We start from the raw sequence: 17,068 nt of genomic DNA, 5'->3' as shown, positions 1-17,068 counted from the left end.
ACGGTGGAGCGCATGACGGAGAAGCACACGTTGGTCATCGTTGTCGGCAGCGTCCGCGAGGGCCGGTTCGGGCCAGTCGTCGCGTCCTGGACCGCCGAGCAGGCGCGCGAACACGGCGGGTTCGACGTCGACGTCGTCGACCTCGCGGAGTTCGAGATCCCGCTGACCCTTCCGGCGGTCTCGCCGAAGTTCGCGGGCGACGCCTACCCGCGCCCCGAGGCGATGGCGCCCCTGGCGGCCCGCCTCGCGGAGGCGGACGCGTTCATCCTGGTCACCCCGGAGTACAACCACAGCTATCCGGCCGCCCTGAAGGCGGCCATCGACTGGCACTTCACCGAGTGGACGGCCAAGCCCGTCGCCTTCGTGAGCTACGGCGGCGCGGCCGGCGGTCGCCACGCCGTCCTCCACCTGGAGAACGTCCTCACCGAGCTGCACGCCGTGACGATCCGGGACGGTCTGGCCTTCCCGAACTACTTCACGTCCTGGCAGGACGGCCGACCGCTCGACCCGGGGGCACCCGGATACGCCAAGACACTGCTGGACCAGCTCACGTGGTGGGCCGCGGCGCTGGGTGCGGCACGGGCCGCGACCCCGTACCCGGCCTGATCCGCGGGCCGGCCCCCGGGCTCTCCCGGGGGCCGGTCAGCGTCCGCCGAGCAGCCAGCGGGCCACCTCGACGTGGCCCGGGAGGGGCCGGCCGTCCGCTATGCCCCAGGCCAGCGTCTGCACGACCGTCCAGCCCCGCACCCGCTCCCGGTCGAGGCCCAACTCGGCGCTGAGCCGGTCGAGGCGGTATCGGACGGCCTCCCGTGAGTGCCCCAGCTCCGCGCCACGCACCATCGCCACCACGCCGAACTCCCGCTCACCCGTCAGCGGCTTCGGGTCGATGACGAGCCACGGCTCCCGGGTCGCCCGCAGCACGTTCCCGGCGTGCAGGTCCTGGTCGACGAGCACCTGCTCACCCTGGCTGGGTGCCAGGTCGGCGATCAGCCCGAGCGCGACGTGCAGCAGCCGCCGCTCGTACGGCCGACCGGCCCGCTCCCACGTGACCGGCATCCGGCCGGCCCAGCCGGCGGCCTCCTCGGCGAGGGGCGTGAACGGCGGGCCCGCCGGCACGAGGAGGCGGGGGAGCAGCGCCACGACCGCGTCCAGCGCGGCCCCGGCCGGAAGGTCGTGCAGGGGTGTACCGGGCACGCAGCGCTCGACCAGCAGGGCCCGGCGCTCCGGGTCGTGCCCGAGCAGCCGGACCGCTCCCGCGCCCGCCCAGCGCGCCAGCGCCGTGGCCTCGTGCTCGCTCTCGGCGTCCGGGTACTGGACCTTGAGGACGGCGGGGGTGCCGTCGGGCAGGTGCGCCGGCACCGCCAGGGAGGCGAAGGCGTAGGGGAACGGCGGCCCGATCCGGAGCGACCAGCGGGCCGCGCACGCGGCGAGCCGGTCCGGCAGCGCGGCGAGCCACGCCCGCCCCTCGGGCGTCCGTCGCACACAGCCCAGCCCGTCGGGAATCCGCACCTCACCGCTCATCCGGCCCATCCTTCCGTCAGCGCAGCCGGCGGATGTCGCCGTACGCGCGGTAGAAGCCGCCGCGGCCGGACTCCCGAACCTCGGTGACCAGGTAACGCGCCCCCGGCTCACGGATGCCCTTGGGAAACTGGACCGACCATTCGCGCCGGAAGCCGGGGGAGAGCACGTGGACGCGCATCCGGCCGCGCTCCTCCACGCACTGCACCACCACGCCGCCGTCGACGTCGCTGGTCACCTCGACGGTCGACCAGGCGGCCGGCTCGGGGACCCGGGGCGGCGCCTTCACGTCGACCACGTCCGGCACGCTGCCCGCCTCGGCCGCGCGGATCGCCGGCTCGCTCGCGTCGATGCAGGCGAGGTAGCCGGCGGTGGTGACCACGTAGAGCCGCTCGTCGTGGTATTGCATGGAGTAGGCCGAACCGCAGCCCGTGCCGAGCTTCCAGAGCCGGTTGCCGGCCGCGTCGAAGCAGTAGATCGAGGACGCGCTGTCGCCGGCGAAGACGTACCGGCCGCCCTCGGCGGTCGCGCAGGAGAAAACGGCCGCGTCGCACCGGTAGGTCCGCTCGGCCCGGCCGTCCTTGCGCAGCCGCACCACCTCGCGGCTGCCCGTGCCGGCGAACACGCTGTCGCGCTCCTGCCAGCCGAAGAGCACCGACCCCGTCGGCGTGTGCCAGAGCTCCTTGCCGGTGCGCCAGTCGTAGCCGGTGACGCCCTGCGAGTGGCCGTGGTAGAGCGCGTCGCTGTCACAGCGCACCATCCAGGCGGACCGGCCGCGGCCCGGTCGACGCCAGAGGAACTCGTCCTCGTGGTCGACGGCCGCGATCCCGCCCTCGCGGTCGGAGACACCCAGCACGCCGTCGTGGATGTCCAGCCAGTAGATGTCGATGTCGGGCGCGATGGTGTAAGCAGCCCGGGGCACCTTGCCGGACAGGTCGTAGACGTTGCCGTCGTCGCAGCCCGCGTAGATCCAGGCGTCGTCGGCCACGATGCACTTCACGCCGTCGGGGAGCCGCACCTGCCCGAGCACCCGCGCGTCGTGGCCGAGCGTGGTGATCACGCCGTGCTCGTTGCCGACCATGCAGCTCTGCCCGTCGACGAAGATGCCGAACGCGGGCGCTCCCGACTGGTAGCGCCAGAGCACCGGGGCGGTCCGCGCCGTGGAGCGGGTGCTCACGATCTGCCGGCGGGAGACCGCGCGCTTCTGGCGTACGCCCGGCACGGCCGGGGCGTACCCCTTGCGGATCTTCTCGCCGATCTTCTTGGCGGCGGCCGCCCGTGCGCGGGTGTTGTCGGGGTACGAGGTGGTCTTCACCTGGCCCTGGTCGCCGATCCGGCCGTAGCGGATCGTCATGGCGGTGTCGTCGACCACCACCTCGTAGAACTTGTGCGCTCCGTCCACTTCGGACAGTTCGAGGTAGGTCGTCTCCTGGGACATGGGGGTGCCTCCGGGGGTGGGCGGCCGGCGGATCGCCGGTGCGACAACGGGATCACGCTATCCAGCACCACCGACAACTCCGGCCGGGCCGGTGCCGGCCGAGGCGCGACCCGCGACGCCCGGGCGGTCAGCGGGCGGACGCCGCCAGCACGTCGACGGCCTTGCGGGCGGCGATCAGCACCGGGTCCCAGACCGGCGCGTACGGGGGCGCGTAGCCGAGGTCGAGCGAGGTCATCTCGTCCACCGTCATGCCGTTCCAGAGCGCCACGGCGAGCGTGTCGATCCGCTTTGCGGCCTCGGACCAGCCGACGATCTGCGCACCCAGCAGCCTCCCGCTCGGCCGTTCCGCGATCAGCTTGACGGTCATCGGCCGGGCGCCCGGGTAGTAGCCGGCCCGGTTCGTCGACTCGGCGATCACGGACACGAACTCGAACCCGGCGTCCGCGGCGTCCCTCTCCCGCAGGCCGGTGCGCCCCACCTCCAGGTCGCAGACCTTCGTGACCGCGGTGCCGATCACCCCGGTGAACGTGGCGTAGCCGCCGCCGATGTTGATCCCGGCCACCCGGCCCTGCTTGTTGGCGTGCGTGCCGAGCGGCACGTGCACCGGCATCCCGCTCACCCGGTGCAGGCACTCCACGCAGTCGCCGGCCGCCCACACGCCGGGCACGCCGGGCACCCGCATCCGCCGGTCCACCCGGATCGCGCCGGTCGGCCCGAGCGGCAGGCCGGCGCCGCGGGCGAGATCCGTGTTGGGACGTACGCCGAGGCCGAGCACCACGACGTCGGTGGGGATCGGCCCCTCGGCCGTCACGACGGCGGAGACCCGGCCGTCACGCTCCTCGAGCCCGCTCACACCGAGGCCGGTGCGGATGTGGATGCCCAGGCCGGTCATCGCGTCGGCCACCAGCTCCGCCATGTCGCCGTCCACCGTGGACATCGGCTGGTCGGCCTGCTCGACCAGGGTGACGGCGAGGCCCCGCACGATGAGCGCCTCGGCCAGCTCGACGCCGACGTAGCCGCCGCCGACCACCACGGCGCGGCGTGGCTTCGGCTCGCTCTCCAGCCAGTCCCGCAGCGCGGCGCCGTCGTCGAGCGTCTGCATGCCGAACACGCCCTGGGTGTCGGTCCGCGCCCACGGCGGTTTGACCGGCACCGCGCCGGTCGCGTACACCAGCTCGTCGAAGTGTTCGCGGACCTCGCCGCCGCCCTCCAGGTCCCGGGCCAGCACCTCGCGGCGGTCCAGGTCGATCGCCGTGACCTCGTGCCGCATCCGGACGTCGATGTCGAACGAGCGGCGGAACGTCTCCGGGTCGCGGGCGATCAGCGCCTCCGGCTCGGGCACCAGCCCGCTGATCCAGTAGGGGATGCCGCACGACGAGTACGACGTGAAGTGCCCCCGCTCGAAGGCGATGATCTCCAGGTCGGCCCGGTCGCGGCGGCGGCGTGCCTGGGACGCCGCCGCCATGCCGGCGGCGTCACCACCGACGACGATCAGCCGTTGCGCCACGGGGTCATCCTGTCACGCCGCGCCCGCCCCGCGGGTCTGTCGCGCCACGTCCCGCACCACGTCGGCGAGCTGGCCGGAACGGGCGAACACGGCGCGCTGCCGGGCCGCGCCCGTGCCGTGCCGGCGCAGCGCGCCCAGCAGATCGTTCACCTCGGCCCAGTCACCGTGCCGCTCCAGCGCGGGACGGACCCGCTCGACGAACCGGTCGAGCAACTGCCAGGCCGGCCTGATCTCGCCGTTGGTGACGTCGACCCCGTCGCCCTCCAGCCCGTCGTGCGCGGCCCGCCAGTGCGCGCCCACGAGCAGGTGGTGGTCGGTGCGGATGGCCGGCCGCCCGGCGGCGATCTCGTCGATCGCGGTGGCCACCATCGCCCGTACGAGTGCGGCGACGAGCACCGCGTCGTCCACCGACGGGCAGACGTCGCCGATGCGGATCTCGACCGTCGGGTACTTCGCCGACAACCGGGCGTACCAGTAGAGCATCCCCTCGTCGAGCATCACGCCACTCGCGATCAGCTGGCGGATCAGGCGCTGGTAGTGCTCGTACGACTCCAGGTACGGCGTCGGCGCGACCGACGGCCAGCGTTCCCACTCCACCGAGCGCCAGCTCGCGTAGCCGGTGTCCTCGCCGCGGGCGAACGGGGAGTTGGTGGTCACGGCGTGCAGCGTGGGCAGCCACGGCCGGACGTGGTTGAGCACCTGGACGCCGGTCTCCGGGTCGGGGATGCCGACGTGCACGTGCATGCCGTTGTTGCCCGGGCCGGGTACCAGGAGACGGAACCGCTCGATCATGCGGTCGAAGCGGGGCTTGTCGACCACCGGTGGGACGGGGCCGTCCACCGGGCCCGTCCCGATGGCGAGCAGCCGTACGCCGGCGCGCTCGGCCGCGTCGGCCAGCGCCGCGCGCAGCACTCCGAGCGAGTGCCGGATCGAGCGCAGCTCCAGACCGGGCGGGCTGCCGATCTCGATCTGGCTGGTCTGGAACTCCCGCTCCACCTGCCCGCGCAGCTCGGCCGGCACCTGCTCCATCACGAGGTCGACGGCGGGCACCGCGGCGCCGGTGTGCGGGTCGACGAGCAGGAACTCCTCCTCGACACCCACCGTGAACAGATCGGTCCCGCCCGTGCGGTCCGGCGCCTCTGCCAGGTGGCCCATCATCACCCATCACCGTCCGTTCCTGCCGGCCGCGGTCGGTCCGCTCCGGATGGTGGGGCGTTACCCAGCGTGGTAATGCCCGAAAACGTCACATCGGCGTGCCGCCCGGCGTGTCGCGTCCCACCGGCCGGCGTGACAACGGGTCCTAGGCTCGTCCCGTGCCGATCGGTCTCGGGCTCGCGCTGGAGCTGTGGGCGTACGCCCTCGCCCAGCTCACCCTGCTCGCGGACCGGCCGGCCGGGCTGCTCGCGGGGGCCGCGCTCGGCGCGGCGGTGCTGCTCGCCACCGCCCTCGCGGCGCGTGCCCTCCTCGTCGGCGTCGCGCCGCCCGCCCGGGCGCGGGCCGCCGGTCTGCGGGCCCGCTCCCGCCGCCGGGTGCCCCGCCAGGTCGACCCGGACGCGCCCGGGCGGCCGCGTCCCCGGGCACCCGGCCTGCGTCCCTCGGCCGCGTAGCGCGGACCGGTCCGGGCCACCCGCCCGGCCGGCGCGCGGCAGCCCCGGCTCGGGCGCCCCCGTGCCCGTTTCCCCGGCATCAGCCGCCGGCCACGCGGCCGATTCCGCCTGTCGTCCGTCCCGCACCCGGCCCCGTGCCGGGTGGGGACGATCCGGAATCGGACCGAGGGATCTCCCATGCTCGCCTTCGCACCCGTGCACGACGCGGTCGGCGCCGCCGGCGCCGCGCTCGCCCACCTCACGACCCTCCTCGAACCGATCGCGGGCGGCGCCGCCACGGCCGCCGCGATCGTGCTCTTCACCGTGGCCGTCCGGCTGCTGATCTCCCCGCTCACCGTGGCCCAGGTCCGCGGGGAACGACGGCGCGCGGCGCTCGCGCCGCAGGTACGCGAGCTGCGGCGGCGGTACGCGGACGACCCGGCCGGCCTCCAGCGCGAACTGTTGGCGCTCTACCGGTCGGCGGGCGCCAATCCGGTGGCCGGCTGCCTCCCGCTGCTGCTCCAGGCGCCCGTCCTGCTGGTCACGTACCGGCTGTTCAGCACCGCCGAGGGCGGCACCGGGCTGCTCGACGAGCGGCTCGCCGGGGTCGCGCTCGGGCACCACCTCGGTGACGGGCTCGCCGGGGCGGCGGGGCCGCTGTTCGCCGTCCTGCTGGCCGCGCTGGCGGCGCTGGCCTGGTGGTCGTCCCGACGGATGCGCCGCGCCGCGGTGCCCGCAGGTGCGTCGGCCGAGGGCCCCGGCGCCGCCGCGGTCGGCCGTCTCCTGCCGCTGCTGCCGTACGCGATGGTGCTGGCGGCGCTCGTGCTGCCGCTGGCCGCGGTGCTCTACCTGGTGACCACCACCGCCTGGTCGGCCCTGGAGCAGGCCGTGCTGCGCCGGCCCGGGAGCGGTCCGGCCGAGGCCGCCATCGATCGACGTTGACAACTGTCCGGAGAGCCCGTACAACTCCTGAGAGAGCGCTCTCTCGACCGTCCCCGCAGAGAGGCACGTCCCATGAAAGCTGCCCAGGCGGCTCGCGCCGCCCTGCCCGCACGACGCCGGCTGCGGCTGGCGTTCGCCCTGCTCGCCGCCACCGTCACCGCCCTGGCCGGCGTCAACGTGACCGCGTACGCGGCCGTGCCACCGCCACCGGCCGGGTGGAGCCTCGTGTGGAGCGACGACTTCACCGGGGCGGCCGGCACCCTGCCGTCGTCGGCCAACTGGATCATCGACACCGGCACCAGCTACCCCGGCGGCCCGCCGAACTGGGGCACCGGCGAGGTCCAGACGTACACGAACAGCACCGCCAACGTGAGCCACGACGGAGGCGGCAACCTGCGCATCACACCCCTCCGCAACGCGTCCGGCGGCTGGACCTCGGCCCGGATCGAGACGGTCCGGAGCAACTTCAAGCCTCCGTCGGGCGGCGTCCTGGCCATCGAGGGCCGGATCCAGATGCCGAACGTGACCGGCTCCGAGGCGCTCGGCTACTGGCCGGCGTTCTGGGCGCTCGGCTCGCCGTACCGCGGCAACTACCAGAACTGGCCGAGCATCGGCGAGTTCGACGTGATGGAGAACGTGAACGGCATCAACTCGGTGTGGGGGGTGCTCCACTGCGGTGTGGCGCCCGGCGGGCCGTGCAACGAGTCCAACGGCATCGGCGCCTCCCGCGCGTGCCCGGGCAGCACCTGCCAGTCCGCGTTCCACACCTACCGCTTCGAGTGGGACGCCGCGGCGAGCCCGCAGCAGCTGCGCTGGTACGTCGACGGGCAGCTCTACCACACGGTGACCCAGAGCCGGGTCGGCGAGCCGTACTGGAGCCAGATGACCGGACACGCCGGCTACTTCCTGCTGCTCAACGTCGCCATGGGCGGCGGCTTCCCGAACGGTGTGGCCGGGTTCGGCACGCCGACCGCCAGCACCGTTCCCGGCCGGCCCATGCTCGTCGACTACGTGGCCGTCTACAGCCGGGGCGGCGGGACCACCCCGCCGCCGACCGACCCGCCGCCCGGCGGCGCCCGCGACGCGTACGCCACGATCCAGGCCGAGTCGTTCAACGCGCAGAACGGTGTGATCGTCGAGGCGTGCAGCGAGGGCGGGCAGAACATCGGCGCGCTGCGCAACGGTGACTGGGTCCGCTTCGACAACGTCGAGTTCGGCGGCACGCCCGCCCGGGACTTCGTGGCCCGCGTCGCCTCCGGCGCCGGAAGCGGGGTCAGCGGCCTCGTCGAGGTGCGGCTCGACAGCCCGACGAACGCGCCGATCGGCAGTTTCGCGATCGGCAACACGGGTGGCTGGCAGAGCTGGCGGTCGGTGCCCGGCAACGTCGCGGCGACCACCGGTCGGCACACCGTCTACCTGACCTTCAGCAGCGGCCAACCGAACGACTTCGTCAACGTCAACTGGTTCACCTTCCGGCGCTGAAACCCCTCACCCGGGCCGGGCTTCCCGCCGCCGACGGGAAGCCCGGCACCCGAAACCCGTCCGCTCCCGCGGGAGCACCCCCTGGACAGAAACAGTTAACAGTCCTAATAATAGGCGCCAACGTTGACGTCCATGGATGCCTGTCCGGTGCGGAGGGTCGCATGAAACGTGCCAGATACCTCGTCCTGTCCCTGGTCACCGCGGTGGCCGCCGGTCTCGGCGCGGCCTGGGTGGCGCCGCCCGCGTTCGCCGCCGGGGCCACCGCGAGCTTCGTGAAGACCGCCGACTGGGGGTCGGGCTGGGAGGGGAAGTACACGATCACCAACGGCGGCGCCTCGACCATCGACGGGTGGACCGTCACCATCGACCTGCCGGCCGGCACGACCGTGGGCAGCTACTGGGACGCGCTGCTCACCACCGCCGGCCAGCGGTACACCTTCACCAACCGGTCCTGGAACGGCAGCATCGCGCCGGGCGCCTCGGTGTCCTTCGGCTTTCTCGGCAACGGTCCCGGCTCGCCGACGAACTGCCAGCTCAACGGCGCGCCCTGCGGCGGCGGCACCCCGCCCACGGACCCGCCGCCCACCGACCCGCCGCCCACCGACCCGCCGCCGCCCACCGGCGGCCTGCCGAAGCACCTGCTGACCGGCTACTGGCACAACTTCGACAACCCGGCCGTCGAGCTGCGGCTGCGGGACGTGCCCGCGGAGTACGACCTGGTCGCCGTCGCCTTCGCGGAGGCCACCGGCAACCCCGGCGCGGTCACGTTCGGCGTCGACCCCGGGCTCTCGGCCGCGCTGGGCGGCTACACCGACGCCGACTTCACGGCGGACGTCCGGACGCTCAAGAGCCGCGGAAAGAAGGTGATCGTCTCGGTCGGCGGTGAGGCCGGTCGGGTGTCGGTCAACGACGCGGCCTCCGCCGTGGCGTTCAGCGACTCGGTGTACGCGCTCATCCAGCGGTACGGGTTCGACGGCGTCGACATCGACCTGGAGAACGGGCTCAACCCGACGTACATGGCGCAGGCGTTGCGCGCGCTGCGCGCGAAGGCCGGGGCCGGGCTGGTCATCGCCATGGCGCCACAGACCATCGACATGCAGTCGCCCACGGGCGGCTACTTCAAGCTGGCGCTCGACATCAAGGACATCCTCACCGTCGTCAACACCCAGTACTACAACTCGGGGGCCATGCTGGGCTGCGACCGCAACGCCGCGTACGCCCAGGGCACGGTCAACTTCATCGTGGCGCTCGCCTGCATCCAGCTCGAGGCCGGGCTCCGCCCCGACCAGGTCGGGCTCGGTCTGCCCGCCGGCCCTGGCGCGGCCGGTGGCGGCATCGTGGCACCCAGCGTCGTCAACGCGGCGCTCGACTGCCTGGCCCGGGGCACCAACTGCGGCAGCTTCCGGCCGCCGCGCACCTACCCGGGCATCCGGGGCGCCATGACCTGGTCGGTCAACTGGGACGTCACCAACGGCGGCGGCTTCGCCCGCACCGTCGGCCCGCACCTGGACACCCTGCCCTGAGCGCAGCCGCCGGCTCCCGTCCAGAAGAGGGAGCCGGCGCACCAGCACCGCCCGCCGGGCGACGGGCGCACCTGCCCGCGCACCCCGACCGTCGCCCGGCGTGCGGCTCACCGCCACCGGATCAGCGGCCGGCGGTCACCGACTGCCGGTCGCCCCGCCGCGACCGGCGGCGGACCTTCTTGACCACCCAGAGCGCGATCATGACGGCGAAGACGGCGATGATGCCGTAGTCGAACCAGTTGCTGTACCGCTCGACCTGCTGCCAGCGGGAGCCGAGCGCGAACCCGCCGCCCACGAAGAGCGCGTTCCAGATCCCGCTGCCCAGCGTCGTGAGCGCCACGAACTCGGGCAACGGCATGCGGTTCGTCCCGGCGGGAATCGAGACGAGGCTGCGCACCACCGGCATCATCCGGCCGAAGAACACCGCCCACCGGCCGTACCGCTCGAACCAGCGGTCCGCGCGTTCCAGGTCGTCGAGGTCGACCAGCGGAAGCCGGTCCAGCCACCGCTTCAGCCGGTCCTCACCGACCACGGCGCCCAGCCAGTAGAGGATCAGCGCGCCCACCAGCGAACCGGCCGTGGCGGCGAGCACCACCACGACGACGTGGAACCGCCCCTCGCCGGCCAGGAAGCCGGCCATCGCGAGGACGACCTCGCTCGGGATCGGCGGGACGACGCTCTCCAGGGCGACCAGCAGCGCGACGCCCAGCAGGCCGGTCGCCTCGATCACCCCGGCCACCCAGCCGGTCAGCCCGCCGAGCTGGGTCGGGTCGACGTCCTGGGCGAGTGCCATGGCGATCCTTTCCGCGACGGGAGGGGATCGGATCCCTGTACCCCGTCGCCGGACCGTCACACCTGCCGACGCGCGGGTCAGTCCTCCGGGTGCAGCGCCGCGTCGGCCGGGCCCCGCCGCCAGCCGGTGAACCGGACCCGCAGCCCGCCGCGAGTGGGAGAGCAGCAGAACGGCCCCGCCGTGGCCTCGGCGTCGGGCGCCAGCGGCGCGAGCCGGACCAGCCGCCACGGCTCACCGGCCACCCGGGCCCGGACGGTGAGCGCGTCACCCGACCGGCTGGCGCGGACGGTGACCTCCCGGCCCGCCCACTCCGGCACGGGCGCCACCGACCAGTCGGAGAACTCCCGGGTCACGACCGCGCCGACCTGCGGCTGGCCGTCGCTGAACTCGACGCCGGCCTTGGTCCAGGTGCGCTCGTCCACCCGGACCAGCACCCCGGCCTGGTCGAACTGCTCCGTCCACTCCAGGCGGAAGCTCACCTCGACGGCCGTTCCGACCGGGAACGGCGCGAGCAGGGCCGGCGCGTCGTCGTGCACGAACCCGTAGCTCGTGTGCCGCCACAGGTCGGTGCCGGCGGCCGGCTCCACCACGAGGTCGCCCTCGGGCGTGCGGTCGGTGTGCACCGGTTGGTGCAGCCAGCTGCCGGTGGCCCAGTCGACCGGCTCGGTGTGGGGTGCGTCGCGCATGATCGGCACCGTACCGCCGCGGAGGCGGACGTGTTTGCCCGGGCGACGGATCGGAAATGATGACCCGGCATGGGTGACAGGTGGTACCAGGAAGCGGTCGTCTACTGCCTCGACGTCGACACGTTCGCCGACTCCGACGGCGACGGGATCGGCGACTTCCGGGGTCTCATCGGGCGGTTGGACTACCTCGCCCGGCTCGGGGTGACATGCCTCTGGCTGCACCCGATCCACCCGACGCCGAACCGGGACGACGGCTACGACGCCACCGACTTCTACAACGTGAGCCCGCGGCTCGGCACGCTCGGCGACTTCGCCGAACTGCTGCACCAGGCGGGCAACCGGGGCATCCGCGTCATCATCGACCTCGTCGTGAACCACACCTCCGACGAGCACCCGTGGTTCCAGTCCGCCCGCTCGTCGCCGGACTCCCCGTACCGCGACTGGTACGTGTGGTCGGAGACGGAGCCGCCGGACCGCCACCAGGGCATGGTCTTCCCGGGCGAGCAGAACGAGACCTGGAGCTACGACCGCACCGCCAAGGCGTGGTACTACCACCGCTTCTACCGGTTCCAGCCCGACCTGAACATGGCGAACCCGGAGGTCCGCGCCGAGGTCAAGAAGATCATGTCGTTCTGGCTCCAGCTCGGCGTCGCCGGATTCCGCATGGACGCGGTGCCGTTCATCATCGAGCTGACCGAGCCGGGCAACGCGAACTCGCCGAAGGACCTGGACTTCCTCACCGAGCTGCGCCAGCACGTCCAGTGGCGCCGCGGCGACGCCATCCTGCTGGCCGAGGCGAACGTCGAACCGGACCAGCTGCCCGTCTACTTCGGCGACAGCGGCGGGTCGGCCAACCGGCTGCACATGCTCTTCGACTTCATGCTCAACGGCCGGCTGATGCTCGCGCTGGCCCGCCAGGACCCGGAGCCGGTCATCGAGGCGCTGCGCGACACGCCGACCCTGCCGGTCGGTGGGCAGTGGGCCACCTTCCTGCGCAACCACGACGAGATCGACCTGTCCCGGCTCACCGCCGAGCAGCGCAACCAGGTGTACGCGCAGTTCGGCCCGGACGAGGAGATGCGCCTCTACGACCGGGGCATCCGCCGTCGGCTCGCCTCGATGCTCGGAAACGACCGGCGGCGGATCGAGCTGGCGTACGCCTTGCAGTTCTCCCTGCGCGGCACGCCGGTGCTGCGCTACGGCGAGGAGATCGGGATGGGGGAGGACCTGTCGCTGCCCGGCCGGCAGGCGATCCGTACGCCGATGCAGTGGTCGTACAAGGAGAACGCGGGCTTCTCCACGGCCGCGCCGGAGAAGCTGGTCCGTCCCGTCATCGACAAGGGCGAGTTCGGCTACCAGAAGGTCAACGTCACCGCGCAGCGCCGCGACCCCAGGTCGCTCCTCGCCTGGTTCGAGCGCATGATCCGTACGCTGCGCGAGGCCCCCGAGATCGGCTCGGGCTCCACCACCCACATCGACGTGCCGATGCCGCCCGGAGTGCTCGCGCACCGCGCCGACGGCCCGACGGGCACCATGGTCTTCCTGCACAACCTCGGCACCGAGGACGCCGAGGTCGACCTCAGCGTGCTCCAGCCGGAGGCCGACCTGCCGATCGACGTGCTCACCGACCGGGGCTACTCCGAGGTCGGCAAGCTGGACCGCCTCCAGTTGTCCGGTTACGGCTACCGCTGGATCCGCCTGTGTCGCGGCCGTCCCCGCTGAGCGGGGAAGCCGGTGCCGCGTGAGGGCCCGCCGGCCGGACCCTCACGCGGCGGTGCCTCAGCGGACGCCGAACGCGCGGATCACGGTCTGGCTGACCGAGTCGCCCGCGCCGTCCGCGGCCCGGGCGCGCAGCGACACGTACGCCGCGCCCTTCGGCGCCCGCAGTCTCGCCGTCCAGGAACCGTCCCCCGTGCGGCTCACCGTCTGACGCTGCCAGTGCGCGCCGTCGTCGTACGAGATGTCGAGCCCGACCTGCCCCACACTGCCGCAGCCGGTGACCCCCGGCAGGTGCGCCGCGGACACGGTCAGGTCGGTCGTCCGCCGCGCGGTGCCGGAGGCGTCGGTGTCGACCGCGTAGTCGAGCTGGAGCAGCGGCACAACGCTCGACTCCACCCCCGCGGCCGGCGCCTTCGACCGGAACCGCCACTCGCTTTCCGTGCGGACCGAGTACCCGCCGGCGGCGGGATCCTGGGCGGTGCGCACCACGAGCCGGTACGGCAGGTCGCCCGCTCGCGGGGCGGTGCCGCTGATCCACGTGCTGCTGCTCTCGGCGAGCAACGCGTCGCCCTGGTAGAGCTGGTTGCTCTGCGTCGCCCCGTTCATCGCCATCCCGACGTGGTCGTCGCCGCCCCACCCGGGCACGTCCAGGTCGAGGCTGTCGCCGGACCGCCGGGGCAGCTTGAAGTTGTTGTTCAGGTGCGGCCGCTCGATCGGCTCGAAGAACCGCTCCACGGCGCTGCTGCCCGGCCGGTAGGTCGTCCGCTCGTCGATCTGGTACGTGCCGGAATCGACGTACGCCTCCTGTCCCCACGCGTACAGATCCCCGGTCGACACCCAGTCGGTGCGGACCGGCGCGAGCGGCCGGTTGCTGGTCTGGCCGATGCCCCAGTCGGAGTACGACGGCCAGTCGAACCGGAACTCGCCGCCCCGGGGCTGCCCGGGCGGGAAGGCGAAGCCGACGTCGACGCGGGCCAGCGTCCTCGCCGTCTCCGTCCGGGTCAGGTCACGAGGGATCCGGTCGTGGTACGCCTGGACCAGGTCGTACACGTAGTCGGCGACCGGCTGCGAGGCCACCTGCACGCTCGTGGGCCCGCGCCGGATCTGCCGGATCAGCGCCTCGCCCTCGTCCGCGCCGAGCAGCGCCACCTCGATCGGGGTCGGGGTGGCCCACGCGATCGAGTAGTCGCGTACCTCGCGCCACGGGTGGTCGTTCACCACGAGCATCAGCTTCGCCCCGGCCGCGGTCGCCGCGGCGGCCTGGTCGGCGTCGCCGACGTCGTCGTTGTGCCGGACCACGACGACGCGGCCCCGGGCGTCCAGGTCGGCGTAGTCGCTCGCCGCGCCGTTGCCGGCGTACACGGCGGGCAGCGTCCACCGGCCCTTCGGCAGCTGGGTGGTGCCCTGCTGGCGTACCACGCCGTCGAGGTCGACGGCCCCGGTGCCGACGCTGATCACCGGCTGTTCCTTGCGCCAGCGCGCGCTCACGTGGAAGTCGCCGTGGCTGACGTCCCGGCTGGTCGGCTGGGCCCAGAAGCTGTCGTAGTACACGCCGCCCTCGACAAACGAGCGCCAGCGGCCCGCGCCCTGGGAACGCTGGTAGTCCAGACGGGCGTACGTGTCGGCGGTCTGCTGCGGCACCGTCGACTGGACGCGCCGCGCCGCCGTGCCGTCCAGGCGGACCGTCGTGTCCGCGCGCAGCTCGATATCGGGGTCGCCGAGCAGGGCCAGGCCCAGGGAGTTCGGCCCGTGGCTGCCGGCGACGTTCACGAAACTCATCGCCGAGTAGACGCCCTCGGGCAGGTACAGCTGCGCCGTGCCGTCCGGGTCGGTCTGGACGAAGTCCGGCTCGTAGCTGCCCGGCCGGCCCAGCTCCACGAGGGCCGGCGTCGGCTTGCCGGCGCGGTCGGTGACCTCCAGCCGGAGCGCGTGGTACGGGGTGAACGTGCCGACACCGAGGGCGGTGCGGGCCAGCACGGCCCGGTCCGGCCCGGTGGCGAGCACCTGTCCCGTGTACCGGCTGCCGGCGGTGGCCCGGGAGGTGTCCGTGGTGACGGTCACCTGGGCGGTGCCGCGCGCCGGCACGGTCACCCGCGACGCGGAGAGGCGGAACATCCCGGCCGGGGCCGTGGCGGCGTCCACGGTCAGGTCCAGCGTGATCGGCGAGCCGGTGGTGTTGGTGTACGTCACCGGGCGGGTGCTGGTGCCCGCCTCGGCCGTGTCGTGCCGCACGCTGGTGCTGACGGTGCCGGTGGCCACGACGGGGGCGCGCACTGCGGCGGCGGCGTCGACCCGGCCCGTGCCGGCCTCGTACACGTCGAACTGCGGGGTGGCCTTCGTCGTGCTGACCAGGGCGTCCTTGAGTTGCTGCCCGGTCCAGTCCGGGTGCTTCGCGGCGAGCAGGGCGGCAGCCCCGGCCACGTGCGGGGTGGCCATCGAGGTGCCGTCCATGCTCTGGTAGTCGCCCTCACCCGGCGCGTACCGGGACCGGGCGGCGAGCACTCCAACTCCGGGGGCGGTCAGCTCGGGTTTGATGGCCTCGTCGCTGAGCCGCGGGCCCCTGCTGGAGAAGGGCGCGAGCTGGTCGTCGGCGTCGACCGCGCCGACGGTCAGCGCCGCGTCGGCCGCGCCCGGCGCGGACACGGTGCCCGCGGCGCCGTTGTTGCCGGCGGCCACGACGAACAGGGCACCGGTCTCCGCGCTCAGGGCGTCGACCGACCGGCTGACCGGGTCGGTGCCGTCGCTGGGCTGGTTCGAGCCCAGGCTCATGTTGATGACGCGCGCGCCCGCGTCCCGCGCGGCCCACTCCATGCCGGCGAGAATCCATGAGTCCTGCCCGGATCCGGCGTCGCTCAGCACCTTGCCGACGGCGAGCCGGGCATCCGGTGCGACGCCCTTCTCCCGCCCCTGCGAGGCGGCGCCGCTGCCGGCGATGGTCGAGGCGACGTGGGTCCCGTGCCCGGCCCGGTCGGTCAGCTCCTCGCCGGGCACGAACACCGCCGACTCGGCGATCCGGTCGGCCAGGTCCGGGTGGGTGGCGTCGATACCGGTGTCCAGCACGGCCACGCGTACGCCCGCGCCGGTGTCGCCCTCCGCCCAGACCTGCGGGGCGCCGATCTGCGCGGTGGTGTCGGCGAGGTCCGCGTAGACCCGCCCGTCCAGCCAGATCCGGGCGATCCCGCCCGAGAAGCGGCCCGCGGCGCCGCCCGTGGCCTTCGCCTGCGCAGCGGGGGCGGCGCTGTCACCGGCGGGGACGCCGGTCACCGCGCCCCAGAAGTCGTCCGCGTGCTCGCGGTCCTCGCTCAGGGCGGCGCCGGAGATGCTGCTCAACGCGCGGGTGCGGGTGGCCCCGGTCGGCGCGGCGGCGCGCAGCCCGGCTCCCGCATCGGCGTACGACACGATGAGCGGCAGGTGGTCGGTGTGCGCGTCGTCGTACCCGTCGGCGATCAGCCGGGTCACGTTGAACAGCCGCTTGTCGAGCGTGCCGGCGGCCACGTAGGAGAGCACGGACTGCGGGTACACGTAGAGGTCGGTGCCGGCCTCCACCACCCGGACCGGGGCCGCGGCGCCGTCCGGCCGCCGGACGTCGACCGTCCCGCCGTTCGCGCCGCTGCGGGTGGTGACGACGTCACCGGTGATCAGGGTGACCGAGTGGGTGCCCGGTGGGGTGGGCAGTCCGTTCGCGGACGGGGCGGTGGCGCCGGGATCGGCCGGCGCGCCGGGGGCGGCCAGGGCCGGTGAGCCCGCGGTCGCCGCGAGGGCCGTGGACACCACGGCGGACAGCCATGCTCCACGGGTACGCGAGAACTTCACGTGACGTCTGTCCTTGTCTCGTCGGGTGCTCCGGTCGCTGGCGGGGGCACACAGCGACGTC

Annotated in this window: 13 protein-coding genes; 6 read left to right on the top strand and 7 right to left on the bottom strand. The window is 73.7% G+C overall.

Features of this window, described 5'->3' with window-relative positions; genetic code table 11:
- The first annotated feature begins 12 nt into the window (after positions 1-12).
- Positions 13-606: an NADPH-dependent FMN reductase gene (locus ACSNOA_RS27450; RefSeq protein WP_436662682.1), complete on the top strand. Its 594-nt coding sequence runs from the start codon at positions 13-15 to the stop codon at positions 604-606.
- Positions 607-642: 36 nt separating this feature from the next.
- On the opposite strand, the gene ACSNOA_RS27445 is transcribed toward ACSNOA_RS27450, so the two are convergent.
- From ACSNOA_RS27445 to ACSNOA_RS27430, 4 genes are all read right to left on the bottom strand, one after another.
- The gene (locus ACSNOA_RS27445; protein WP_436662681.1) at positions 643-1,521 is read right to left on the bottom strand and encodes an aminoglycoside phosphotransferase family protein; all 879 of its coding nucleotides are present in this window, start codon (positions 1,519-1,521) and stop codon (positions 643-645) included.
- 16 nt (positions 1,522-1,537) lie between these two features.
- Entirely contained in the window at positions 1,538-2,956 is a 1,419-nt protein-coding gene (locus ACSNOA_RS27440) for a WGR domain-containing protein (protein WP_436662680.1), read from the bottom strand.
- A gap of 127 nt (positions 2,957-3,083) precedes the next feature.
- Positions 3,084-4,463, bottom strand: coding sequence for an FAD-dependent oxidoreductase (locus tag ACSNOA_RS27435; RefSeq protein ID WP_436662679.1), 1,380 nt, complete (start codon positions 4,461-4,463; stop codon positions 3,084-3,086).
- 12 nt (positions 4,464-4,475) lie between these two features.
- Entirely contained in the window at positions 4,476-5,621 is a 1,146-nt protein-coding gene (locus ACSNOA_RS27430; RefSeq protein ID WP_436662678.1) for a carboxylate-amine ligase, read from the bottom strand.
- Between the two features lie 155 nt (positions 5,622-5,776).
- On the opposite strand from ACSNOA_RS27430, the gene ACSNOA_RS27425 reads away from it, so the two are divergent.
- The 4 genes from ACSNOA_RS27425 (at position 5,777) to ACSNOA_RS27410 (ending at position 9,996) form a co-directional block, all read left to right on the top strand.
- On the top strand, positions 5,777-6,070 hold the full coding sequence (locus ACSNOA_RS27425) for a DUF6412 domain-containing protein (RefSeq protein ID WP_436662677.1): 294 nt from the start codon (positions 5,777-5,779) through the stop codon (positions 6,068-6,070).
- 177 nt (positions 6,071-6,247) lie between these two features.
- Positions 6,248-6,991 carry a YidC/Oxa1 family membrane protein insertase gene (locus ACSNOA_RS27420; protein WP_436662676.1) on the top strand — a complete coding sequence of 248 codons (744 nt, stop codon included), beginning with the start codon at positions 6,248-6,250 and terminating at the stop codon, positions 6,989-6,991.
- 72 nt (positions 6,992-7,063) lie between these two features.
- Positions 7,064-8,473 carry a carbohydrate-binding protein gene (locus tag ACSNOA_RS27415; protein ID WP_436662675.1) on the top strand — a complete coding sequence of 470 codons (1,410 nt, stop codon included), beginning with the start codon at positions 7,064-7,066 and terminating at the stop codon, positions 8,471-8,473.
- Between the two features lie 161 nt (positions 8,474-8,634).
- Entirely contained in the window at positions 8,635-9,996 is a 1,362-nt protein-coding gene (locus tag ACSNOA_RS27410) for a chitinase (protein WP_436662674.1), read from the top strand.
- 121 nt (positions 9,997-10,117) lie between these two features.
- Here ACSNOA_RS27410 and ACSNOA_RS27405 read toward each other — a convergent pair whose 3' ends face one another.
- Positions 10,118-10,789: a DedA family protein gene (locus ACSNOA_RS27405; RefSeq protein WP_436662673.1), complete on the bottom strand. Its 672-nt coding sequence runs from the start codon at positions 10,787-10,789 to the stop codon at positions 10,118-10,120.
- A gap of 77 nt (positions 10,790-10,866) precedes the next feature.
- Positions 10,867-11,475, bottom strand: coding sequence for a DUF1349 domain-containing protein (locus tag ACSNOA_RS27400; RefSeq protein WP_436662672.1), 609 nt, complete (start codon positions 11,473-11,475; stop codon positions 10,867-10,869).
- A 69-nt stretch (positions 11,476-11,544) separates the two neighbouring features.
- Here ACSNOA_RS27400 and ACSNOA_RS27395 point away from each other — a divergent pair, with 69 nt between their 5' ends.
- Positions 11,545-13,197 (top strand): alpha-amylase family protein, encoded by a 1,653-nt coding sequence (locus tag ACSNOA_RS27395; protein ID WP_436662671.1) that lies wholly within the window; start codon positions 11,545-11,547, stop codon positions 13,195-13,197.
- Between the two features lie 57 nt (positions 13,198-13,254).
- On the opposite strand, the gene ACSNOA_RS27390 is transcribed toward ACSNOA_RS27395, so the two are convergent.
- The gene (locus tag ACSNOA_RS27390; protein WP_436662670.1) at positions 13,255-17,007 is read right to left on the bottom strand and encodes a S8 family serine peptidase; all 3,753 of its coding nucleotides are present in this window, start codon (positions 17,005-17,007) and stop codon (positions 13,255-13,257) included.
- Between the last annotated feature and the right edge of the window lie 61 nt (positions 17,008-17,068).

This window comes from Micromonospora sp. URMC 103 (assembly GCF_051386435.1).
Classification (GTDB): domain Bacteria; phylum Actinomycetota; class Actinomycetes; order Mycobacteriales; family Micromonosporaceae; genus Micromonospora.
Note: the sequence above shows the minus strand (reverse complement) of the source record. Positions and strands in the feature narration are given on the sequence as shown.

Bases quoted from the DNA above. Each gene is read 5' to 3' on its own strand.
- ACSNOA_RS27450 (WP_436662682.1), top strand. From the start codon at position 13: ATGACGGAGAAGCACACGTTGGTCATCGTTGTCGGCAGCGTCCGCGAG.
- ACSNOA_RS27445 (WP_436662681.1), bottom strand. From the start codon at position 1,521: ATGAGCGGTGAGGTGCGGATTCCCGACGGGCTGGGCTGTGTGCGACGG.
- ACSNOA_RS27440 (WP_436662680.1), bottom strand. From the start codon at position 2,956: ATGTCCCAGGAGACGACCTACCTCGAACTGTCCGAAGTGGACGGAGCG.
- ACSNOA_RS27430 (WP_436662678.1), bottom strand. From the start codon at position 5,621: ATGATGGGCCACCTGGCAGAGGCGCCGGACCGCACGGGCGGGACCGAT.
- ACSNOA_RS27420 (WP_436662676.1), top strand. From the start codon at position 6,248: ATGCTCGCCTTCGCACCCGTGCACGACGCGGTCGGCGCCGCCGGCGCC.
- ACSNOA_RS27415 (WP_436662675.1), top strand. From the start codon at position 7,064: ATGAAAGCTGCCCAGGCGGCTCGCGCCGCCCTGCCCGCACGACGCCGG.
- ACSNOA_RS27410 (WP_436662674.1), top strand. From the start codon at position 8,635: ATGAAACGTGCCAGATACCTCGTCCTGTCCCTGGTCACCGCGGTGGCC.
- ACSNOA_RS27405 (WP_436662673.1), bottom strand. From the start codon at position 10,789: ATGGCACTCGCCCAGGACGTCGACCCGACCCAGCTCGGCGGGCTGACC.
- ACSNOA_RS27400 (WP_436662672.1), bottom strand. From the start codon at position 11,475: ATGCGCGACGCACCCCACACCGAGCCGGTCGACTGGGCCACCGGCAGC.
- ACSNOA_RS27395 (WP_436662671.1), top strand. From the start codon at position 11,545: ATGGGTGACAGGTGGTACCAGGAAGCGGTCGTCTACTGCCTCGACGTC.